The following is a 22,295-nucleotide window of genomic DNA, read 5'->3' on the forward strand; positions in this document are numbered from 1 at the left end:
CTCATCGGTTTAGTTTTAAATGTCTTTTTCTTTCTGACGAGTACCCATACGAGCCTCTACGACGTTCACCACATAGTCACCCAGTTTCTCACACTCGTTGATGATATCCATATAGATGGTGCCTACGGCATAGGTGTATGCGTGGTTGTTGACATCCATGATATTCTGCGACTTCAACTGGTTGCGGTAGTTGTTGATCTCGTTCTCTAAGTTGAAGGTACGGTTGACATCGTAGGAGTCCTTGCGACCATTCATCAGGCGGTTCATCTGGGTGAGGGCTTCCTCCGTGAGCTCCATCATCTGGTGGATATGGTCATACTGCTTGTCGCTGAAGTGATCCTGCTTACCCTGATACTTACGGGCAATGGTACGGGCGATATTATAGTTGGCGTCACCGATACTCTCCAGCTCTGAGATCTCACGGAGCATGGCACGGATCTTCGCCTTGGTGTCGTCACTCAGGTGGGCATCACCGACCTGGTCGAGATACTTGGCGATCTCCAGCTCCATGTTATCAGAGATACCCTCGTATTTCTCGATACGTGTATAGAGCTTGTTGAAATCACCTGTCTGCGCATTGTTCTTCTTTGCCGTCTCGCTACTGCTCAGGGTCAGCAACTCACGAACCATGCCGAACATACGCTGCATACGCTCGGAGAAAGACTGTATCTCTTTCTGAGCCTCCAGGACAGAGAGCTCGGGGGTCTTCATGAAACCAGCGGTAATGAAATGCAGGCGGAAGTCCTCCTCCTCGTCGACTCTCTTCGGTTTAATCACCCAGCAGACGAACTTCTCGATCTGCGGGATAAACCAGATGAGGATAAAGGTATTGGCGACATTGAACGTCGTATGGAAGGCAGCCAGCACGAAACTCAGTTTTGCCGAGTTGGCTAGGAACACGCTTGTCTCCACACTACCCTTCTGCATGTCCACGTCATATCCGACCCAGCCGCATACCATATCGATGAAAGGACGGAACACGAACAATATCCAGATGACTCCAAACACATTGAAAAACATATGGGCAAGAGCGGCACGGCGAGCCTGTGTGTTTGCTGACATAGCGGCAAGGTTAGAGGTCACCGTGGTACCGATATTCTCACCCATCACCAATGCGATACCCTGATAGATAGGCAGTGCGCCACTCGAGCAGAGGATCATCGTGATAGCCATCACTGCTGCCGATGACTGGACGCAGAATGTCATGATACCTCCTAAGACGAGGAAGATGAGGGTGGTCACAAACGAGTCGGGATCAAAGGAGGCGAAAAAGTCAAGCAACGCCTGATTCTCACCCAAGTGCATCTCCGTACCTGTCATTCGTAAAGTCCCCAGTCCCAGCAACAGGAATGACAGACCGAACAAGAAGTCTCCGATATAACGGTATTTCTTCAGGTAGATCAGGATAATTCCCATAAAGAATGCCGGGTAGACAGCACTGGTGATATCAAATGACATACCAGCGGACATGATCCATGCCGTCAGCGTCGTTCCGATATTGGCACCCATAATCACTGAAATGGCCTGTGCCAGCGTCAACAGTCCCGCATTGACAAACGAGACGGTCATCACTGTCGTTGCCGTACTGGACTGCACACTTGCCGTGACAAGTGTTCCTGTCAACATTCCCGTAACCCGATTAGTAGTCATAGCACCCAGCACGTGACGCAGCTGTGGTCCTGCCATCTTCTGCAAAGCCTCACTCATCGACTTCATACCAAACATCAACAAAGCGAGAGAGCCCAGAAGTTTGAAAATAATCCAAATAGACATATTAATTAATCTTAATGCTTAACTCTTTTTTCTATTTTTTTGCTATCTTTGTCGGACACTTCAATCATTCATGTTATGGAACAAACAATTCAAATCCGTTGCAAAAATAATAAAAATATTCTAAATGTAAGCATCGGGAGCACACTTTCTGAAATTTTTTCTTTGTCAGGTCTGCAGATGCAGTATGGACCTATATGCGCAAGGGTGAATAACAAGATAGAAGGATTACACTTCAGGGTCTATAAACCCAAGGAGGTGGAGTTCCTCGATATGAATGAGCCCTCGTCCATGCGAGCATATACACGCAGTCTCTTCTTCGTACTTAACAAGGCGGCACATGACCTATATCCCGACTGCACGGTGATCATTGACATCCCTGTGTCGAACGGCTATTATGTGGACTTGCGTCTTGACCGCCCTGTGACCGTCGCTGATGTGGATGCTGTCCGTGAGCGGATGAAGGAGATCATCGCGGCAGCGCATCCCATCCACCGCCATGAGGTGACAACAGAGGAGGCGATAGAGATGTTCCGGAAGTCAAAGTCTTTCTCCAAGGTACGTCTGCTGGACGGTATGGGCAGCCTCTATACCACCTATTACGATATCGACGGCTATGCGGACTACTACTATGGCAGTATGCTGACGAACACGTCACAACTCTATCTCTTCGGACTGGAACCCTACTATGACGGGATGCTGTTACGTATCCCTACGGCAGAAGATCCCTCCAAATTGGGGGAGATGGTGCCTCAGGACAAGATGTTCGAGTTATTCAAGGAGCACCACCGCTGGCAGTCTATCCTCGGCATGCGTACTGTTGGCGACCTGAACATAGCGATACGGAAGGGGTTCTCACCCCAGCTGATACAGGTCGGCGAGGCTCTGCAGGAGAAGAAGATCGCACAGATTGCCGACGAGATAGCCTCACGAAAGGAGGTGAAGATGGTGCTGATAGCTGGACCGTCAAGCAGTGGTAAGACGACGACTTGCAAGCGCCTCAGCGTACAACTTGCTGTCAACGGCATCCAACCTATCGGTATCTCCCTTGACGACTATTTCGTCTGTCGTGACCAGACACCACTCGACGAGAAGGGTGACTATGACTACGAGCATTTGCATGCCCTGAACATCCCTTTGTTCAACGAGCAGATCAACGCCCTGCTGCGGGGCGAGGAGGTGGAACTGCCCCGCTATGACTTCCAGGCTGGGAAAAGTAAACCCAGTGGCAAGAAACTACGACTGAAAGGTAATGAGATACTGGTGGTGGAGGGCATCCATGCCCTGAACCCGGAGCTGACGGCACAGATTCCTGAGTCACAGAAATTCCGTGTCTATGCCTCGGCACTCACCACGATCCTGCTCGACAACCATAATTATATCCCCACCACCGACAACCGGTTGCTGCGCCGCATCATCCGGGACTATAAATACCGGGGGGTATCGGCACAAGAGACTATCCGTCGCTGGCCTTCTGTACGCCGTGGGGAGAACAAATGGATATTCCCTTATCAGGAGAATGCTGAGGCGATATTCAACACCGCCATGCTCTTCGAGCTTGCCGTCATCCGGGGACAGGCTGTTCCTATACTGGAACAGGTTCCCGAAAACTGTGTGGAGTATGCCGAGGCATACCGTCTGCTGAAGTTCCTGCGGTATTTCAAGCCTATCCCAGAAGACCAGATTCCACCTACTTCCCTGTTGAGGGAGTTCTTAGGCGGAAGCTCCTTTGACTATTAGGTTCTAAGGTATAAGAGTCTTAAAAGTTTATAAATGCTCAAATAATTAACCATTTAAAAAACGAAATGAAATATGAGAAAAGTGCTATTCTTACTAATTGTTTTGTTAGCAACACTCAGCCTACAGGCTCAGACGATTAAGAAAGGCGACAAGTTCTGGGACGGAAGAAGTCTGTATACCGTCCAGGAAGTGAGGATGGGGACTATTGTCTATATGACTACCCCACAGGACAATGAGTTGACACTGGAGAAAGTGACAGGCAAGAATGGTGAGTATAAGATCATCCCCAGTCGTCAGGCAGAGGAATGTCCCATCCGTGATGCTGAATGGAATTGGCGGGTGCAGTATATCCGCAAGGACGGCATGAACTTCCTTGCCGTTCGCAAACCCAATGGCGATGCCATGTGGACGATGGTACTGACACCAGACAATGAGAGTCGATGTGACGCCCAGCAGGCGGACCTCATCAATGCCAATTGGGAGAATGTCATCAACAACACGCTGCTGAATACTCCATATTTGATGAATATCCCGAGAAAACAGCTACGTCTGATGCGCAATGCGATCCTAGCCCGACATGGATATGCTTTCAAATCGAAGGACTTGAGGGAGTTCTTCAGTAAGAAGTCGTGGTATAAGCCGGGAACGAATAACGCTGCCATCAAACTCAACATCATCGAGCAGACTAACGTGGAACTGATCAAGAGCGAGGAGACGATAGAGGCTGGACTCCATCCTGGCGACCTCATGGGTGATGATGGAGAATTAGTTGAGGAATAAGAAGAGCTCTGACAGCTAAGTGCTAAAAACGCATAATCATGCAGTTTTCGCTTCCTTTTTGGACGGGAACTGCATTTTTATTGCAAAATGTTTGGTTGTTCAATGAATATTTGCGAACTTTGCAGTCGTTTTACGGAAAAGAATCATTATAAATATATTATGGCTGAATTAGAAGTAAAAGAGCTCGACCAAGTGGTCGTACGTTTCTCTGGTGACTCCGGCGACGGCATGCAGCTCGCTGGTAACATCTTCTCAACGGTGAGCGCCACCGTAGGTAATGGTATCTCCACGTTTCCAGACTATCCTGCCGACATCCGTGCCCCGCAAGGCTCGCTGACAGGTGTCAGTGGTTTCCAGGTACACATCGGTGCCGGTAAGGTATACACCCCTGGTGACAAATGTGACGTGCTGGTGGCAATGAACGCTGCTGCCCTGAAAACACAGTTGAAATACTCAAAGCCACAGGCAACGATTATCATCGACACAGACTCCTTCGGTCCCAAAGACTTGGAGAAAGCACAATTTAAGAGTGAGGATTACTTGGGCGAGATGGGTATCGACCCCGACCGTGTCATCCAATGCCCGTTGACGACGATGGTCAAGGATTGTCTTGCTGACACAGGCATGGACAACAAGGCGATCCTGAAATGCCGTAATATGTTCGCCCTCGGACTGGTCTGCTGGCTCTTCGACCGTGACCTCTCCCTGGTCGCCAACTTCCTGAAAGAGAAATTCGCCAAGAAACCTGCTATCGCAGAGAATAACATCAAGGTGGTACAGGCAGGTTATGACTATGGACATAACACACACTCCTCTGCCATGAATGTCTACCGTATCGAGACCAAGGAGAAAGAACCTGGACGGTATATGGACATCACCGGTAACAAGGCTACGGCATACGGTTTTATCGCCGCTGCCGAGAAGGCGGGTCTGAAGCTCTACTTAGGTTCCTACCCCATCACTCCTGCCACTGACGTGCTCCATGAGTTGTCAAAGCATAAGTCATTAGGTGTGACAACAGTACAGTGTGAGGACGAGATCAGCGGTTGTGCCTCCGCCTTAGGAGCCTCCTTTGCCGGAGCCTTAGGTGTGACATCCACCTCTGGCCCTGGCATCTGCCTGAAGTCAGAGGCGATGAACCTTGCCGTCATCATGGAGCTGCCACTCGTTGTCCTCGACGTACAGCGCGGCGGTCCCGCAACGGGTCTCCCCACCAAATCGGAGCAGACAGACCTCCTGCAAGTGCTCTTCGGACGTAATGGTGAGAGTCCGATGCCCGTACTTGCCGCCACCAGTCCTGCCGACTGTTTCGATGCCGCCTACCAGGCTTGTAAGATCGCCTTGGAGCACATGACACCAGTCGTACTGTTGACAGACGCCTATATCGCCAACGGCTCCGGTGCCTTCAAACTGCCGGAGATGGCTAAGCTTGACGCGATCAACCCACCTTATGTTCCTGAGGAGCTGAAAGGAAAGTGGACTCCATATATGCGTGCCGAGAACGGTACCCGCTACTGGGCAGTGCCTGGTCGTGAGGGCTTCACGCATATCCTCGGAGGACTGGAGAAAGACGCTGAGACTGGTGCTATCTCCACCAATCCTGAGAACCATGACCTGATGACTCGTCTGCGCCAGCAGAAGATTGCTAATATCCAGGTGCCTGACTTAGAGGTGGAGGGTGACGTGAAGGATGCAGACCTGCTGGTGGTGGGCTTCGGCTCTACCTACGGTCATCTGCACTCCGCAATGGACGAGCTCCGTGCCAAAGGCTATAAGGTGGCACAGACCCACTTCAAATACCTGAACCCACTGCCCAAGAACACGGCAGAGGTGCTCTCTAAGTATAAGAAGGTGGTCGTCGCTGAGCAGAACATGGGACAGCTTGCCGCCTACCTGCGTATGAAGGTCGACAACTTCACTCCCGCCCAGTTCAACCAGGTGAAGGGACAACCGTTCGTTGTGGAAGAGTTAGTCAACGCATTCGAGGATATTTTAAAGAAGTAAAGCAATGAGTACATATACAGCACAAGATTTCAAGAAAGGCCAGCCCCGTTGGTGCCCAGGTTGTGGCGACCACTTTTTCCTGGCTTCACTCCATAAGGCTATGGCAGAGATTGGCGTAGCTCCTGAGAACGTAGCAGTCATCAGTGGTATCGGATGCTCCAGTCGTCTGCCCCACTATATGGCAACCTATGGTATGAACACCATCCACGGACGTGCCGCAGCGATTGCCACTGGTGCGAAGGTGGCAAACCCCGACCTGACGGTATGGCAGGTGTCTGGCGACGGTGATGGTCTTGCCATCGGCGGCAACCACTTCATTCACGCCAATCGTCGTAACATCAACCTGAACATGATCCTGCTCAACAACCGTATCTATGGTTTGACGAAAGGACAGTACTCCCCCACCTCGCCCCGTGGCTTCGTCTCTAAGTCGAGTCCTTACGGCACGGTAGAGGATCCTTTCCGTCCCGCAGAGCTGTGCTTCGGTGCCCGTGGACATTTCTTCGCCCGTGCCGTTGCTACCGACGCACAGGGTACGGTAGATATCCTGAAAGCTGCCTATGAGCACAAAGGAGCCGCCGTCTGTGAGATCCTGCAGAACTGTGTCATCTTCAACGATGGCACCCATGAGAGTGTCTATAACAAAGAGGGTCGTAAGAAGAACGCCATCTATGTACGACATGGAGAGAAACTCGTCTTTGGTGAGAATAACGAGTTCGGACTTGTCCAGCAAGGCTTCGGTCTGAAGATCGTGGAGATCGGCAAGGACGGCTATACCCTGGATGACGTGTTGGTACATGATGCTCATTGCGAGGATAACACATTACAGTTGAAACTCGCCCTGATGGGTAACGGTGACGGCTTCCCTGTCGCCCTTGGTGTGATCCGTGACGTGGATGCTCCCACCTATGACGAGGCTGTCCATGCACAAATCGCGGAGGTCAGTGCCCAGAAGAAGTATCATAACTTCACAGAACTATTGGAGACCAACGATATCTGGGAGGTGAAATAATAGGTAAAACCATCAAATGAGAACGGGGGTGTATCGAATAGGATACGCCCCCGTTTTACTTCGTTACCCCTCATGTCATACAGGAAGAGCGACCGGTATGCTTCAAGATTACTCCAGCAAGATCACTTTTGCGTTGGCATTATCCATTCCTGTCATTGTCATACCAACATTGGCATTGATGAAGGTCGGGTCGCATACCACGAATTTCCGTCCATCCAGCATGATATAGTCACCACTCACCGGTTCCGTGAACTCTACTGCCATCGCAAGGTGACCAGGATAATAAATAAGAATAGTCTTCAGCCCTAGCAAGTCACGAACCAATCGTGACAGGAGGATGGAACGGTCCTCGCAATCAGCATAGGGATAGAAAAGCGACTCCTCTGCAAAGAACGGTCGGTCACATCCCCACAATTTGTCATCATACTCATAGACAAGCGATGTCTGCGTCCAGTTCAACAGTCGTTCCATTGCCTCAAGCTGACTCAGGTCCTTAATGAATGTCTGAAGCTGAGGATATACCTTATCCTTCACTTCCTTTTCCATTGGCTTATTGGCAAGCATTGCCCACCGCGTCATGAAATTATCCCAAATCGACGACTTCGGGTATTCATCACAGAAAGCGATCAGATTCTTGTTGACCTGCGATGTAACATCCATATTTGGATAGCGCTTTGCCTTCAGATGTCGTACGTCAGAAGGAGCATAGTCAAACAGTTGTTCCATGGGGACATATAGTGAGAGCGCCTTCTCCTTAGGGAAGGTGATATTGCATACTTTCAGACTCAGGATATCACTATTGTAGATATAATAGTAATCATCGTCAAAAATATAGTATGCCTTATTAAAGACAACATGTTGAGATCCATAGAGCATATATAACTGTCCATCCAGCACTCCCAAACGCATACGGTAGCCCGACTGGCAATAAATATATGCCATCAACAGGACTGCCTCGTTGCCGTGCCCCATACACGCCTTCGAGAAGCTGTCGAGCATCTTCAGGTAAGCCCAGTCACTAAACTGTCGCATGATACGCAGTTCCAGACAGTCGCGGATAGTATTATTATACGCCTTGCCCGACAATCGTTTCCATGCCTCAGAAAGCGTTTGCTCGCTACAGTCTGGCAAACGGAAACGCTCATCACTGCTGAAGCGCACTTTCAGATTCGTACCATAGACAGAAAACGAGACACTCTCCTCCTCTTCCACAGGCTGTTCTTTGATAGGAGCTACAGGAACTGGCTGTGGTTCTGGAGCGGGCAAAGTGACAATTTCCTCATCAATAGGCAACGGGTTACTCTCTATCGGTTTCTTCTCCTCCTCTTTAATAACAACAGGCGGTATTTCTTTCTCTACAGGCTGAGGAACAGGAGGCATAGCGTGGAACTCCTTCCAAGCCTGTTTCATAAACTCAGCATACTCCTTGTTCGCCTTGTCACGGAAGTTCTCATAGTCGGTTTTAGCCTGTTGCTTGAACTTCTCATAAGCCGCACGCATCGGGTCCTGCGGCTGCTCGACATCAATGGAATCCTGTTCCCTTGTCACTGTGGCAGGATCACTCGAACGCTTCTGCGCAAGTTTCTCCTTGCCCTGAGCCTTGTCCTTGACATACTTGGCATACTGCTTCGACACTTTCGATACAGACTTCTTTTTCTGCTGTGCCATGACTTCTCCATTTGCTCCCGCCACCAACAGGGCAAATAGTATGATTACAATTTTATTGACCATCCTTCTTATCTTTTAATGCGACTATAAACTCATCATAAATACTCTGGGCAAGAACCAGGAATGCCATTGCCGACAACGCCCATCCCATGTTCAAGGAGATGTCGAACTGATAGAAGAGGATAAAAGCAATCCACATCCAGACAGCGATCCAGAAGAACATCAGATAGCCTCGCATAAAGGAGGCTGACATCAGGAAGCGCAATACCCTGTTCTTCCGTTTCTTGGCAAATTCCATATAGACACCGAACACGACTTGTGTCAACAGTACCAGCAGGAAGGTGATGACAGCCATCACCCATCCGTTCACCTCCTTTATCTCACTCTTCTTTAACAACGTCTCTATCGAATAGGCAAGCAGTTCCGTTCCCGCCATCTTTCCCAAGGGGGTATAGTGCATGTCATACTCGTCTTTCATCGCCCCGAAGAGTACCAGCTTGTCTTTGATCCATTCCGGATGAAGGGCGATAGAATCAGGCTGCACGACCCTATAGCGTCGAGGAATGAAATTGATGTTCACCTGACTCTGCGTGACGGCATCCGTCTCTTTCCCCGCATACATATTGGCTGTCATCGTGATAAAGGAAGGAACTACCTTCCCTTCCGCTCTCTCACCCAGACTCAGCTTCCGTTTGATGCCTCCATACAGGTTACGGGGCATATTGGTAAAGCCTTCATTCACCGCACCTTCCTCATTAGCAAAGAAAGAGTGTACTGTTGTCTCATGACCGACAGAGTCGTTGACATAGTCCAAGAGTTTGTAGGAGAAAACGATATAATCGCTCGACAATGCCACCTCCGCCAACATCTCATCACCGATAGAGTCCTCTTTCAGTCCCTCAAACACCACATCCACGCCTATCACCCTCGGCTTTTGTGCCTCGATATCCTGCAGTGCCTTAGCCAGATCCCTACGGTTATAGAGGTCCGACATATCCACGATAGTGATGATATCACTCACCTCCTCGTCGTCTTCATTCGTATCCTGCAGGATCTGACAGTACACATCCGTCATCTCAAACTCCTTGATAGCCTCCGCAATAGGTCCCATAAACGGGATGTTATAGGCTATTAACGCGAAGGTCGCTACCAGCACAAATGCCAGTATAGTAATGATAATATGTCGAACGAATGCTTTCATTTCAGTTTCATTTGTTTCCAGTCATTCACCAATGCCGCAGACGGAATGACGGTGGGTGTCTGCATCTTGTTATTGATTATCACCGACTGTCGTCTCACCTGTTTGGTCACATAGTCCGTCAGTGTTCCTAAATCCACGTCACCTCCTGTTGCCTGTAACTCTTTCAGCAGGAAATAGGTAAACATACCGTGATGTTTCTCCTCCAACTGATGGGCGGTCTCGTCACCCTGTGCGGCAGTAAAGACAATCATCTTACCCTGCGGTGCCGTCTCCTTGACCTTGATGGCGACACCACGACCCGTGGTAAGCATGTCATCCTCACGTTTCGCCCCACTGAAGCAGGCATCGAGGAATACCACCGACGACTTCAGTTTCAACACAGACAGTTCCTTATAGAGTTTCGCCAGACTATAGCCTGTCGTAGTGATATCAGAGACATTTCCGTCTATCGGCAATAAATAGGCAGTAGACTGCTTCTCGTCAGGAAGACCGTGTCCTGCGTAATAGAAGATGACACTCGCCTCACCGTCGTAGGCATCAGCGATGGATTTCATCTTCTCCACAGCCTGGATGATATTGCCGAAGGTGGCATCCTCATAGATGTTGACATGATCCTTCGGCAGTCCCAGTGTCTGGATACAGTACTCCCGGAATATCCTTCCGTCATTCAATGCATATGGTACTGGAGCCTTGGGATAGTTCTCGTTGGCGATGATGAAGGCAAACACTTTCTCCTGTTTTCCTTTTGCCACAGGGATATCCTTGTCGACATCAGAGTCAGGAGGCGGATAGCGGCTCAGTACAGGACCGCCCTTCTTCCTGTTTGCCAACAGGTTGTCGTCCGTCAATATCTGCGCGGCATCCTTCAACGGATTCTTCAGCATCCGCACCTCACCGTCTTTCTTAATCGTAGCCACATCGTTGACGAAGGGTTTGACACTGTCGTAGATACAGGGTATGACCTCACGTCCTTGGGCATAGTAGCCATACTTCCCGTCCTTTTTGACGATATAGATGCCATCGGCTGCCCAGTTAACCTCCTCATACTCACAAGGCACTACCTGTTCACCCTCATAGGAATAGGCGCCAAAGATATTCTCACCCTTCCTCGTCTTGATGAATTTCTCCTCCAAGAGGAAAGTAAGACTATTGCTTTTTGCCAGTTCCTTTCCCTCATAAGACCATACACTCCTGTTTCCTCCGTTCTCCTCGGCAAGTACGCCCTGCTCCTTGATGTCTATCTTGTCATAGCGGCAGGGCACGATGATTATTCCCTCCACGTCAGCCAGTCCGTACCTGCCATTCAGTTCATGCAGTTTCAGATAGAAGGGTCCTACGTTCCGCTGGTAATGATAGTTCACAATGTCTATCGCATCGTATTTCCCCTGCAGGATAATCACTTCGCCTTTCTGGTTGATGGCTCCTACTGTCGGGTCAGTCCTGTTGACGACGAAGGTGCCGACATGAGCCCATGAGTTCCAACTGGCGCCCTCGTAGACGGGTTGAACGACCCATCTGCGGTTGGCATCCACGAAACCGATCTTACCGTTGTCGTCTTCCTCGGTCCAGTCTATCTGTGCAAGACAACCTTGGAAGACACCAGCCAACAGGGATATCAACAGGATTCTTCTCATCGTATTCAGAATTTAATTTGCTGCCATCGCTCTTCCATCTCCATAGAAACCGTCTGCTGTGGAGTCTGCGTCTGCTTAAACTCACTCATCGATTCCTTCTTCGTCCATTCCGAGGCATTGTCTATCAGTTCCTTCAACGTCCCCTCCCCTTTCGTCTGTTGCAGTTGCTGCAGGATACCGAAAGTAAACAGCCCATGCCCGTAGTTCTTGCTGGCGTATGCCGTCTCGTTGTCCGTACTGCTGACACAGAAGATGGTCTTTCCCTGTACAGGGATTTTCTTCGGTGCTATCTGAACACCACGCGACTCGGCAAGCATGTTGCCGTTACGGTCCGTATTTGAGAAGGGAGCATCAATGATGACCAGCGTATAAACGGTATTCAGACTATTGAGCGTGTTCTGCAATTCCGTCACACTATAGCCTGTCGTCCCGAGAGTCTGCAACGAGCCGTCGGCTAACAACAGGTAACGCTCCTTGGTCTTGCTGTCTGTAGCCCCCAGTCCTGCGAAATAGAAGATGATCTTCGCCTCTCCGTCAAAGACTGTTGCCACATTCTTGATGGTATTGACGGCACTCGCCATATTACCATAGGTGGCATCCTCGTAGAAATGGAGCTGTTTGTCAGGAACCATACCGAGTGTCTTTCTGCAATACTCATAGAACACCTTTCCGTCATTGATGGCATAGTCGGCACCTTTCAGGTTGGCATAGTTCTCGTTAGCAAAGACAAAGGCAAACAGGTTCTCGTCCTTCCTGCCTGTCTCAGGGATGTTACTGTCGATGTTCTTGCCCGACTCTGTTCCCTTGGCAATCGTCAATACAGTACCTTTCAAGGGATTGGCGAGCATGGAGGTCACACCGTTCTTGGTCACCTGTGCCACACCGCCCTCGAATTCCGTCACCGCCTCATACTGGGCTGGTACGACAATCTTACCGTATCCGTCCATATAGCCCCACTGGTCATCCTTGGTACAGAAAGAGGTCAGTCCCTCCAGACTGGTGGAGTCTGTAAGTTGCGTTCCCTCCCATATCACGATGCCCTCCTTCAACGGGTTGATGCGCTTGTAGTCAAAACCTGTCAGGAAAGCTTTCTTCTTCACATCATAGAGGGCATAGCGGTCGCTGACAAGTTCGCTGTAATTATCACCAAAGTCACCACTGCGCTGTCCTCCCTCACCCACAATATAAATAGTACTCTTGTCATTGAGGATGTCCAATCGTATCAGTGTGGTATACTTCGGCTCCAGCAATTCACGACCTTCTCTGTCAACAATTCCGATTCCCTCTTCATGCTGAATAGTAGGATCGCGGTTGCTCAGTACTCGGCAGTAGTCTTGTTTCTTAAAGTCGCTGAGGTATGTCATACCGTATTTCAGTGGTGTGAGCTGCTTGTGCTGACGTGCATCGTAGATGCCTTCATAGGGCAGTGACGTAGAACCCTCTGTCACGTCCTTACCCGATGGCAGGTTCCATACGAGGTACATGTCATCAACCGTTTCCATCACATCCGCTCCGAAATAGTCGCAAGGCACTATCTCACGTCCTTGTCTGACATCATAGATTCCCCTCTTACCATCCCTGCTCACCACACAGATAGTACGAACAGGTGTCTTTGCAAGATGACCTTCATAGTCTTCCTTGTACAAATCCTGCACCAAGATACCGTCTTTCTCGTACTTGCAGGGGATGACCTCCTTGCGTTGCTTCAGGTCGTAGAGTCCCCACAGGTCATTCTTCAGCAGAAAGATATACTCAGACAGGTTGCAGTCGATGACAGCGTCATATATACCAGGCTTGATAATCTCCTCACCGTCCGAGGCACACAGTCCGATATACGGACCATTGAGGACCATATAGTGGTTGGAGGCACGACACTTGCGCAGGTCGTCATACAGCAGTTTCCACTCGTCATCGGAAGACTGCTGTGGCTGTGGTGTCTGTTGTCTCTGTTGCGTAGTGGTTGTGGTCCGTTGCGTTGCGACACGCCGTCTCGTCTGTCCTGAGGCGATGACTGCGACAGTCAGCAGCACTGCTAGTATGATTGTCCTGTATCTCATTTCTTCTGCTTATCTTTAATCTGCTGCCTCAGCTTTGCCTTGTCAGACATTTCCTTCCAATACGCTACCTCCTCAGGGTCGTCACCATGGGCAATCGCCTTGTCGAACCAATAGGCAGCCTGTCCGTAGTCCTGTGTCACACCGTCGCCGTAGAAATAACGGAAAGCCACCTGGCATTCTCCTGTAACATTTCCCGACTCCGCAGCCTTCTTGAAACACTCAAAGGATTTGACGGGGTCAGCAGGGATAATGCCCTTTCCCTCGTAGGCATAACCCATCATCACCAGACTATGGACTTCATTCTGTGCCGCAGCCTTCTGATACCAATAGTATGCCTTCTCTTCGTTCTTGGGAATAACATCCCCATCCAGATAGAAATCTGCTACGGAACCTTGCGAGGCGGCATTACCCTGTTCGGCAGATTTTAACCACCAGTCGAAAGCCAGTTTCTTGTCTTTCCCGATGCCGCGTCCTGAGGCATAACAGAAGGCAAGCACGTTTTGAGAGCCCTGGTCACCATGTTCTGCCGAACGCCTCAACCAATAGATATATCCTTCTGAAGGGAACTTAAAACTATCAGCGACTTTCCTCTCTGCGGCAGCATCCCCTTTTTGGGCTGCCTCGATATACTGGTCGTACTGTTTTTGATTCTCAATATTAACTGGTGCAGGAGGGGTTGTAGGCACTGTCGCCTGTGGCTGTTGTGACTGCACCGGTTGCTGAACTGGCTGTTGAGTCGTCTGTCGGGTGACATTAGCACCACGCTTTCTTGCCGCCTGCCGTCTGGCATTGGCATCATTCTGTCCCATCACTGTCGTTGCGACAGTCAATAAAGTAATCAGTAGTAATAATCTCGTTTTCCTCATATCTCATAGTATATTATACCCTGCAAATATAATGAAAAAAGTGATATTAGCAAAAGATTGGGGATTATTTTTTTATACGGCTACAGAGTGACACGAGTATATGTTGTCAAAAAGTTTGGTCAAAATTCTTGTTCGGATTTTAGGAGCTTCTGGAAAATCTGGGTGTGAAAAAACGCTTGTTTGGAGCGAAAAAAGAGAAAGGCGGCACCTCAAGGAGGGTTAGTCGGTACCTAACTACCCGTTAGGTGCCGACTAACTACCCGAAAGTCGGCACCTTTCTATACGAAAAACAGGGGCAAAAACGGTGTTTTCTCTCTCCTGACGCCTGACTACTGACTCCTTTTTCCTCCTCTCAAACTGGTAACTCTTTGGCTATAAACGAATTACCGAAATGCCGCTATTTTCGCTCATTTGCGTCCAGCAGCAAACAAAAACGAAAAGTGCCCCTAAATTTGAGGCACTTTGTCAGAATTATTCATAAAGTCAGGTCACCTTTGTCTTTTCGTGTAAATCCACAAGGCGATACTTAAGACGAGGAGGATGGCAAAGAGGATCAGCTTCTGTACTTTCTGGTTTGCCTCAAAGGACATGTAGAACCAAACGACATCAAGCAGGAAGATGACGATACCGCCACACAGACAGATAGCCCCGGCAGAGAGCTTATTACGGAGCGGTGCACCCTCCTGTCCCTTGAAGACAGCACGGAATATACCTCCCGTGACAATAACAGAACTGACGGCGCAGCATGCCAATACCACATACCACACCGTCTTCTTCTTTTCACGCTCCTGTTCCTGCTGTTGCAGTTGTATTTCCAGTTCCTTGAACTTATCCAGTTGCTTTCTCACGTCCTCTGTCACATACTCCCCGTACAGGCTGTCCAGATTGACATCCTGCGCGACCGCCATCGCAGTGGAACCCATCATGATGAGCAGCAGGAGCATTCTCAGAGGCGTCCGCATACACTTATTTAAAATTCCATTTCTTCCAGTCTACTGCCTTGTCAGAGGGAATAGTCTGAGGAGTCTGCATCTTGCCGTTAGTGACGACGCTCTGCTTCATGACCTCACTAGTGACGTAGTCAGCCAATTCACCAAAAGTCACATCGCCTTTCGTATCCCTCAGTTTCTTCAACAGATAATAGGTAAACATGCCATGCCCCTTCTCCTGGTAGGGATATGCCGTCTCATCACCTTGCGCTGCTGAAAGAATGACCATCTTGCCTTTAGGTGCACCCTGTTTAGCTTTTATAGCCACACCACGTGCCGAAGCTAACATAGCTCCATCACGATTGGCACCACTGAAACAGGCATCCAGCAATACCACAACAGACTTCGCCTTCTTTTCTCCTAGCATTTTATAGATTTCATCAAGGCTGTACCCCGTCGTTATATCAGAGCCATAGCCGTCGACAGGTAACAGGTAGGACGACTGGTTACTCTCGTCTGGGATACCGTGACCAGCATAGTAGAAGATGATGTTGGCATCGCCCTTATAGGCTTCCATCACCTGACTGATCCAGCTCAACTGTCTCTTCATGCGATTCAGTGTTGCATCAGGTGTATAACGGATATTGCTTTCTGGTATGCCGAGTGTCTTTTGACAATATTCTTTAAAGACCTGTCCGTCATTCAATGCATTAGGAACATTGGCAACTTCCATATAGTTCTCATTAGCAATGATAAGGGCGAAAGTATGTGTACGCATCAGTTTGCCTGTAGGAATGTTCTGGTCGACATCTGACTTCTTGGTCTGCGGAGCAGGCTTATTGGCAGCCTGAGGCTGAGTGACAGCAATGGGCTGTGCCTGTACGATGACCTGAGGCTGCTGGACTGTATTCTGAGCCACCTGATTGGCAGGAATGCCACTGCCTCCCTTGGGGTTCAGGGCATAGTTCTGCGAATGCTTCACACCTTCGTTATAGATAGGTATGAGGTCGGTGAGCAGGAATTGTCCCCCCTTCTTGCTATAGCGCTGCAGCCACTCCTTCTCACGTTCAGTATCCTGCGCCACAGCAATACCATCTCTGTAGAAAGCAGCGATATGATACATGGCGTCAGGAAGTCCGCGCTCTGCCGCCTTGCGATACATCCTAAAGGCATCGGGATCGCTTTTCTCGGTCCCGATACCATATTGATAGCAGACAGCCAAATAGAACTGGGCGGCAAGATCATTGGTGGCAGCTGATTTCTTCAGCTCTTCAAACCCATATTGTATATAGCCCTGCTTGATATACCCCAGAGCTTCTGAGGTGCGTTTGTCGACCGTCACACTATGTCCGTGAAGGCAACAAAAACAGATCACTATCGTCAGTAATGTTCGCATCAGTCGTCTTGTCCGGTATTCATGATGTCACTGACATAATTAAGCTTTCCCCAGTCTGCGGTAGCACCGTCGAAATGGATAATCTTCTTATAGGCGTTCTCGGAGAAGGGCGTATACCACAACGCTCCAAAAGTAAACAGACCGCCTACGAACTTTCCAAGGAAGCTACCCTTTTTCTTCGATATCCAGGTGTGATTCAGCGTAAAGGTACCTTTTTTATAATTACCTTCCCAGTCACAAACAATGATAGGTGAACGATCTTCATCAAACTCAAAGGGGCTATTGGCTTTGATGTGGAGGATTGCCGGTGTCGTCTCTTTGATTCCGAACCCCTTCTTGTCTTTCTTTTTCAGGTCGGTCGGCATCTCTACGTAAAAAGGAGCAAAAATAACATCGCTTACCCATGTGGACATCGAGACATTCGTCCAATCCTCACTCTTCTTGTTGAAGGCGTAGGCAATAGACGCTCCGATGTTATTGATACTCTCATCCTCTGTCAGATGGCGTACAACCGTTCCTTTATACTCTTTGCCCTTTGAGTCACCATCCAATGACTCACTCACCATTTCCTCGACAATGGAAAGCAGTCGCTTGTCATACTCCGTGAAGTCGTCGTCGGTAGTCTCTGAGGTAGTATATTTCCTGTAAAGTGATGTCGACATATTGCAGATGTATGTCTCATTCTGTTTAGCACCGATATTGGGAGCAATGGTGATGTACTCGTCCTCCTTGGTGCTCACACCTTTCTTGGAGGCTTTTTTATCATCACCTTGCTTGTTCTGCTCAGGGTCAAACAGTGGTTTTGCCTTTCCATTATGGAAAGCGAAGCACTGGGCCTTGTCGATGAAAATGGTCTTTTTGGTCTTATTGGTAGCCCATAACTGCTCATTATATATCTCCAACTTGATGTTGTCATCCTCATAGACACTGTTTGCCTGTGAATAGGCAAGAATCAATGCGTTACGATAGTCGGTTTTTGTCTTTGCCGATACACTCACTGCAACTAAGCAGAGAAATGCGAAGAGAATAGATGTTTTTTTCATTTTATTTATAGTTTTAGTGAATTATTTCTTTTTAATAGTCATAGGAAACGACTGCACGTTCATCTCTTTGTCATATTTACGACACTTGGCAAGCCACTCCTGTAACTCTTTATGCGACAACTGACGAGGCAGCGTCTCAGAATCCGAAGCTCTGTCGACAGCCTTCGTAAACTCATTGGGCGAAAACACCACATATATCAAGTTATGCTCCTCGTCTTTGTCACAGGTCATATTGTATTCGTCAACAAAGGCACGTTCTTGTTGGGGAACGTCTTTGGCACTGAAAAACACATAACGCTGATCGTCCCTTATAGCATAAGCGCCCTCCGACTGACTACGATAAGGCAACAAACAATATGCCTGCCTATCAGCATCTATCAGATAGACTGCGACATAGCCTTTTACAGGAGAGATGAATGACAAATAGAGATCGTCGCCAGCATAAAACTCGCTGTCCTCAAACTTATCTTCGGTACCATTACGAAGCACATGGGCTTGGAAGTCAATCTTTGCCGACACTAGTTCACGAGCCTTTCCTTTCACGCGACAAGTCACCACCAGCATATTGTCGTCATAGCTGATTTTGTATTCCGGATCTTCCTCGTCAGCAAGCCATTCGCCTTTTACCTCACTGCCTCCAACACTGAAGAAGTCCGTCGTAGACTCACCATTACTGTTCTCTACACGGGTGACGTTCTGTTGCTGAACAATAGTGCCGAACTCGTCAGCCAGTGCCTGGATCTTTGCACGTTCCAAAGCAATCCGCCTTGCCTGCTCTATCGTTACATTCTCTGGAGCATGATAGGTGTATTCGCCCTCTACCGTCTTCACCTTCTGGGCAAAAACGGAAGTTGTCAACAGTGTCAGCAGGAGGATAACCGCTCGTCTCATTACTTACCAGCCTAGAATGTCGTCGAGTTTCTTCTGTACTTCGTCACCTTGCTTAGCCAGTTCCTCGCTTGCCGCCTTTTTAGCTGCAGCCTTTGCCATTTTACTATTATAGGCAATACGGACAAGCACCTCATAGCCATTGGTCTTCTCACGGTAGAGCTCCACGACAGGAAGTACACGACCAATGCTTTGAATAATCAGGTTCTTATTCGCCATGATCGACTTGGCAAGGGAGTTCGCCACGTCTTTGCCTACTTGTTCGTTGGCTACCGTATTCTCGATAAGAGCCGTCACCTCGGTCTGAATCTTACCTGCCAAAGCCTGTTTGGCAAGTTCTGTTGCCTGCATCTTCGCCGCATCATAGACACTACCGAAACTCATCGCCTCACCAATGATGAACTTCTGGAACAGATCATCATCTATTTCCATCTCCATCATATAAGAACGGTCTAACTGTTTCTCCATGGGCAAAGCTCCTGGAGAAACCTTCCATCCCTCTTTAGTCAACTTCTTAGCCTCCTTACGGGCGGTCTTAGTAGCCTTTTCGTTCAACTCAGCCTTGGTAGCCTTCTTTAATTCTTTACGCGCCTCTATCTGTTCTTTTGTCAACTGTGCGTAACTAATTGTGGAACCTGCCAACAGACAAATACCCACCAATAATAAAACCTTTTTCATTTTCTCTCATTTATAGATTTAACTGTTATTGATTTTTGCAAAGGTACAAATTAGTTGGTAAAAAACAAAAAATATTGATATTTTATTTTATCTGCCCAAATTTATTTGGCATTTTACCCGATTTGCACTACCTTTAACCTATGGTTGAAGGTACTCACGTTCGAAAATGCCCAAATTTATTTGGCATTTTACTCACTTAATCGTACCTTTGTACCCGAAAAAAGAACGAAATCATATGCAAGAGACAAGACAGAATAAGATTGCGCGGTTGCTGCAGAAGGAATTGAGTGTTATTTTCCAGCAGCAGACTCGTTCGATGCATGGGGTCATGGTGAGTGTCACGAGAGTACGTGTGAGCCCTGACCTGAGCATCTGCACGGCGCACCTGAGTATCTTCCCCAGTGAGCGTGGCGAGGAGTTGATGGAGAACATCCATAAGAACGAGAAACAGATCCGGTATGAGTTGGGGACCAGGGTACGCCATCAGTTGCGTATCATCCCTGAGCTGCGTTTCTTCATTGACGACTCACTCGACTATATCGACCATATTGACGAGCTGTTGAAGAAGTGAACTTCCCATTCTATATCGCCCGTCGCTACCTCTTCTCGAAGAAGAGCACCAACGCTATCAACGTGATCAGCGGCATCTCCGTCGTGGGAGTCGCCGTTGCCACGATGGCACTGGTGGTGACGCTCAGCGTGTTCAACGGGTTTCACGATATGGTAGCCTCCCTTTTCACGCAACTTGACCCACAAATAAAAATCACACCAGCCAAGGGAAAGACGGTTGCCGCCGACGACTCACTGTTGACACGTATCCGTCAACTGCCGCAGGTGGATGTCGCCACAGAGGTGATGGAAGACCAGGCTCTTGCCGTCTATGGGGAGCGACAGGCTATGATTCAACTGAAGGGTGTGGAGGATAACTTCGACAAGTTGACGCATATCCGTGAGGTATTGGAGGGTGACGGTGACTTTGAGCTGCATGCCGCCGATATGTATTATGGCATCTTAGGTCTTGGCGTCGCCTACCAGCTGGGGACAGGCTATACCTACGAACGCCCTTTGAAGATCTATGCCCCTCGGAGGGAGGGTCAGCTCAACATGGCAAACCTGCAGGAAGGTTTCGTGGAGGATGAGCTGTACTCACCCGGTGTCCTGTTCAGTATCAAACAAGGGAAATACGACAAACGGTATATCATCACCTCCATCCATTTCACCCGTCATCTCTTTGACCAAGAGGGGATGCTCTCCTCCTTGGAGCTTCGTCTGAAAAACGGCAGTGACTTCGAGAAGGTGAAGGCAGAGATGCAGGAGATCGCCGGTGACCGTTTCGTGGTGCGTGACCGTTATGAGCAGCAGGAAGACACCTTCCGCATCATGAAGATAGAGAAGCTCATGGCATATATCTTCCTCACCTTCATCCTTGTCATCGCTTGTTTTAATATCATCGGCAGTATCTCGATGCTGATGATCGACAAGAAGAATGATGTGGTGACGCTGCGTAACTTGGGGGCTTCCGACAAGCAGATTGTCCATATCTTCTTGTTTGAGGGACGTATGATCTCAGCGATGGGAGCCGTCATCGGCATCGCCATCGGACTGTTCCTCTGTTGGCTGCAACAGCAATATGGTATTGTACGACTGGGACAGTCAGAGGGAGCGTTTATCATCGATGCCTATCCCGTCAGCGTACATCCGTGGGATATCATCCTCATCTTCTTCACCGTCCTCGCCGTAGGATTCCTCAGCGTATGGTATCCCGTACGCTACTTTGCCAAACGACTATTAAACTAACGTGATATTCTCCACCTCCACGGGTTCGTGGAGGAATATCTGTGCCTGTTCCTTGAACTTCTCAGGATTCTCTGTCGTGAGGTAATGGACCTCACCACCCTGGGTACAACGCTGTTCGATGTCAGGATGCCGGTGGAAATATTTCTGCAGCGCGTCAGCGACATATTCCCCCTGGGAGATGATACGGATGCCACGGGGAATGTATTTATGAATCTTAGGCAATAACAAAGGATAATGGGTACAGCCTAAGATAATGGTGTCAATCTCGGAGTCCATACGCAGGAGCTGGTCAATGCGTTTCTTCACGAAATAATCCGCACCAGGGGAGTCTGCCTCGTTATATTCCACCAGGGGAACCCAGAACGGACAGGCGACACCGCTGACGTGGATGTCCGGGAAGAACTTATGAATCTCCAGGTTATAGCTCTGGCTCCTAATGGTACCTTCCGTCGCAAAGATACCGACATGACGGGAATGCGTCAGGGAACCGATGACCTCCGCCGTAGGACGGATGATACCTAACACACGACGCTGTGGGTCGAGGTTGGGGAGGTCATGTTCCTGGATAGTACGTAACGCCTTCGCGGACGCGGTGTTACATCCTAAGATCACGAGGTGGCAGCCCATCTCAAAAAGACGGGTGACCGCCTGGCGGGTAAACTCATAGACCACATCAAAGGAACGGGTACCATAGGGGGCACGGGCATTGTCACCCAAGTAGAGGTAGTCATACTGGGGTAACAACTGGCGGATACCATGTAAGATGGTCAGACCGCCATAGCCACTGTCGAAGATACCAATAGGTCCTGGTTTACTCGGAAACATGGTCATC

The 22,295-nt window shown here is 49.0% G+C and carries 18 protein-coding genes; 6 read left to right on the forward strand and 12 right to left on the reverse strand.

Annotated elements, in window-relative coordinates:
- Positions 1–15: 15 nt before the first annotated feature.
- On the reverse strand, positions 16–1,773 hold the full coding sequence (locus BM257_RS01560) for a Na/Pi cotransporter family protein (protein WP_092067539.1): 1,758 nt from the start codon (positions 1,771–1,773) through the stop codon (positions 16–18).
- Between the two features lie 75 nt (positions 1,774–1,848).
- On the opposite strand from BM257_RS01560, the gene BM257_RS01565 reads away from it, so the two are divergent.
- From BM257_RS01565 to BM257_RS01580, 4 genes are all read left to right on the forward strand, one after another.
- Positions 1,849–3,510 (forward strand): nucleoside kinase, encoded by a 1,662-nt coding sequence (locus BM257_RS01565; protein ID WP_092067541.1) that lies wholly within the window; start codon positions 1,849–1,851, stop codon positions 3,508–3,510.
- 72 nt (positions 3,511–3,582) lie between these two features.
- Positions 3,583–4,290: a YARHG domain-containing protein gene (locus BM257_RS01570; protein WP_092067543.1), complete on the forward strand. Its 708-nt coding sequence runs from the start codon at positions 3,583–3,585 to the stop codon at positions 4,288–4,290.
- 159 nt (positions 4,291–4,449) lie between these two features.
- Positions 4,450–6,294 carry a 2-oxoacid:acceptor oxidoreductase subunit alpha gene (locus BM257_RS01575; protein WP_369821291.1) on the forward strand — a complete coding sequence of 615 codons (1,845 nt, stop codon included), beginning with the start codon at positions 4,450–4,452 and terminating at the stop codon, positions 6,292–6,294.
- Positions 6,295–6,298: 4 nt separating this feature from the next.
- The gene (locus BM257_RS01580; RefSeq protein WP_092067545.1) at positions 6,299–7,306 is read left to right on the forward strand and encodes a 2-oxoacid:ferredoxin oxidoreductase subunit beta; all 1,008 of its coding nucleotides are present in this window, start codon (positions 6,299–6,301) and stop codon (positions 7,304–7,306) included.
- A 108-nt stretch (positions 7,307–7,414) separates the two neighbouring features.
- Here the strand turns inward: BM257_RS01580 and BM257_RS01585 are convergent, their stop codons facing one another.
- From BM257_RS01585 to BM257_RS01630, 10 genes are all read right to left on the reverse strand, one after another.
- Positions 7,415–9,037: a hypothetical protein gene (locus tag BM257_RS01585; protein ID WP_143096702.1), complete on the reverse strand. Its 1,623-nt coding sequence runs from the start codon at positions 9,035–9,037 to the stop codon at positions 7,415–7,417.
- Complete coding sequence (locus BM257_RS01590) at positions 9,027–10,175, reverse strand: CHASE2 domain-containing protein (protein WP_092067549.1); 1,149 nt, start codon at positions 10,173–10,175, stop codon at positions 9,027–9,029. The genes BM257_RS01585 and BM257_RS01590 overlap by 11 nt, the downstream gene beginning before the upstream one ends.
- Complete coding sequence (locus BM257_RS01595) at positions 10,172–11,809, reverse strand: caspase family protein (RefSeq protein ID WP_092067551.1); 1,638 nt, start codon at positions 11,807–11,809, stop codon at positions 10,172–10,174. Before BM257_RS01595 ends, BM257_RS01590 begins: the two co-directional genes overlap by 4 nt.
- Before the next feature lie 5 nt (positions 11,810–11,814).
- On the reverse strand, positions 11,815–13,866 hold the full coding sequence (locus BM257_RS01600; RefSeq protein ID WP_092067553.1) for a WG repeat-containing protein: 2,052 nt from the start codon (positions 13,864–13,866) through the stop codon (positions 11,815–11,817).
- Complete coding sequence (locus BM257_RS01605; protein ID WP_092067555.1) at positions 13,863–14,732, reverse strand: tetratricopeptide repeat protein; 870 nt, start codon at positions 14,730–14,732, stop codon at positions 13,863–13,865. The genes BM257_RS01600 and BM257_RS01605 overlap by 4 nt, the downstream gene beginning before the upstream one ends.
- 488 nt (positions 14,733–15,220) lie before the next feature.
- Positions 15,221–15,694 carry a hypothetical protein gene (locus BM257_RS01610; RefSeq protein ID WP_143096703.1) on the reverse strand — a complete coding sequence of 158 codons (474 nt, stop codon included), beginning with the start codon at positions 15,692–15,694 and terminating at the stop codon, positions 15,221–15,223.
- 4 nt (positions 15,695–15,698) lie between these two features.
- On the reverse strand, positions 15,699–17,057 hold the full coding sequence (locus BM257_RS01615) for a caspase family protein (protein WP_092067559.1): 1,359 nt from the start codon (positions 17,055–17,057) through the stop codon (positions 15,699–15,701).
- Positions 17,057–18,100: a hypothetical protein gene (locus tag BM257_RS01620; RefSeq protein WP_143096704.1), complete on the reverse strand. Its 1,044-nt coding sequence runs from the start codon at positions 18,098–18,100 to the stop codon at positions 17,057–17,059. Before BM257_RS01620 ends, BM257_RS01615 begins: the two co-directional genes overlap by 1 nt.
- Before the next feature lie 21 nt (positions 18,101–18,121).
- Positions 18,122–18,991 carry a DUF4384 domain-containing protein gene (locus BM257_RS01625; protein ID WP_092067563.1) on the reverse strand — a complete coding sequence of 290 codons (870 nt, stop codon included), beginning with the start codon at positions 18,989–18,991 and terminating at the stop codon, positions 18,122–18,124.
- 3 nt (positions 18,992–18,994) lie between these two features.
- Complete coding sequence (locus BM257_RS01630) at positions 18,995–19,666, reverse strand: hypothetical protein (RefSeq protein WP_092067565.1); 672 nt, start codon at positions 19,664–19,666, stop codon at positions 18,995–18,997.
- A gap of 235 nt (positions 19,667–19,901) precedes the next feature.
- Between BM257_RS01630 and rbfA the strand changes: the two genes are divergently transcribed.
- Both rbfA and BM257_RS01640 read left to right on the forward strand, forming a co-directional pair.
- A complete protein-coding gene (gene rbfA, locus BM257_RS01635) occupies positions 19,902–20,237 on the forward strand; it encodes a 30S ribosome-binding factor RbfA (RefSeq protein WP_092067567.1) in 336 nt (111 codons plus the stop codon).
- Positions 20,234–21,463: an FtsX-like permease family protein gene (locus tag BM257_RS01640; RefSeq protein WP_092067569.1), complete on the forward strand. Its 1,230-nt coding sequence runs from the start codon at positions 20,234–20,236 to the stop codon at positions 21,461–21,463. The genes rbfA and BM257_RS01640 overlap by 4 nt, the downstream gene beginning before the upstream one ends.
- On the opposite strand, the gene murI is transcribed toward BM257_RS01640, so the two are convergent.
- Positions 21,455–22,294 (reverse strand): glutamate racemase, encoded by an 840-nt coding sequence (gene murI / locus BM257_RS01645; protein WP_092067571.1) that lies wholly within the window; start codon positions 22,292–22,294, stop codon positions 21,455–21,457. The two genes, BM257_RS01640 and murI, sit on opposite strands and share 9 nt — an antisense overlap.
- Position 22,295 lies beyond the last annotated feature (1 nt).

It is taken from the genome of Prevotella sp. tf2-5, from assembly GCF_900115435.1.
Lineage (GTDB): Bacteria > Bacteroidota > Bacteroidia > Bacteroidales > Bacteroidaceae > Prevotella.

Excerpts from the sequence above, each read along its gene's own strand:
- BM257_RS01625 (WP_092067563.1), bottom strand. The coding sequence starts at position 18,991 with ATGAGACGAGCGGTTATCCTCCTGCTGACACTGTTGACAACTTCCGTT.
- BM257_RS01565 (WP_092067541.1), top strand. The coding sequence starts at position 1,849 with ATGGAACAAACAATTCAAATCCGTTGCAAAAATAATAAAAATATTCTA.
- BM257_RS01570 (WP_092067543.1), top strand. The coding sequence starts at position 3,583 with ATGAGAAAAGTGCTATTCTTACTAATTGTTTTGTTAGCAACACTCAGC.
- BM257_RS01605 (WP_092067555.1), bottom strand. The coding sequence starts at position 14,732 with ATGAGGAAAACGAGATTATTACTACTGATTACTTTATTGACTGTCGCA.
- BM257_RS01630 (WP_092067565.1), bottom strand. The coding sequence starts at position 19,666 with ATGAAAAAGGTTTTATTATTGGTGGGTATTTGTCTGTTGGCAGGTTCC.
- BM257_RS01620 (WP_143096704.1), bottom strand. The coding sequence starts at position 18,100 with ATGAAAAAAACATCTATTCTCTTCGCATTTCTCTGCTTAGTTGCAGTG.
- rbfA (WP_092067567.1), top strand. The coding sequence starts at position 19,902 with ATGCAAGAGACAAGACAGAATAAGATTGCGCGGTTGCTGCAGAAGGAA.
- BM257_RS01585 (WP_143096702.1), bottom strand. The coding sequence starts at position 9,037 with ATGGTCAATAAAATTGTAATCATACTATTTGCCCTGTTGGTGGCGGGA.
- BM257_RS01595 (WP_092067551.1), bottom strand. The coding sequence starts at position 11,809 with ATGAGAAGAATCCTGTTGATATCCCTGTTGGCTGGTGTCTTCCAAGGT.
- BM257_RS01560 (WP_092067539.1), bottom strand. The coding sequence starts at position 1,773 with ATGTCTATTTGGATTATTTTCAAACTTCTGGGCTCTCTCGCTTTGTTG.
- BM257_RS01575 (WP_369821291.1), top strand. The coding sequence starts at position 4,450 with ATGGCTGAATTAGAAGTAAAAGAGCTCGACCAAGTGGTCGTACGTTTC.
- murI (WP_092067571.1), bottom strand. The coding sequence starts at position 22,294 with ATGACCATGTTTCCGAGTAAACCAGGACCTATTGGTATCTTCGACAGT.
- BM257_RS01610 (WP_143096703.1), bottom strand. The coding sequence starts at position 15,694 with ATGCGGACGCCTCTGAGAATGCTCCTGCTGCTCATCATGATGGGTTCC.
- BM257_RS01615 (WP_092067559.1), bottom strand. The coding sequence starts at position 17,057 with ATGCGAACATTACTGACGATAGTGATCTGTTTTTGTTGCCTTCACGGA.
- BM257_RS01590 (WP_092067549.1), bottom strand. The coding sequence starts at position 10,175 with ATGAAAGCATTCGTTCGACATATTATCATTACTATACTGGCATTTGTG.
- BM257_RS01580 (WP_092067545.1), top strand. The coding sequence starts at position 6,299 with ATGAGTACATATACAGCACAAGATTTCAAGAAAGGCCAGCCCCGTTGG.
- BM257_RS01600 (WP_092067553.1), bottom strand. The coding sequence starts at position 13,866 with ATGAGATACAGGACAATCATACTAGCAGTGCTGCTGACTGTCGCAGTC.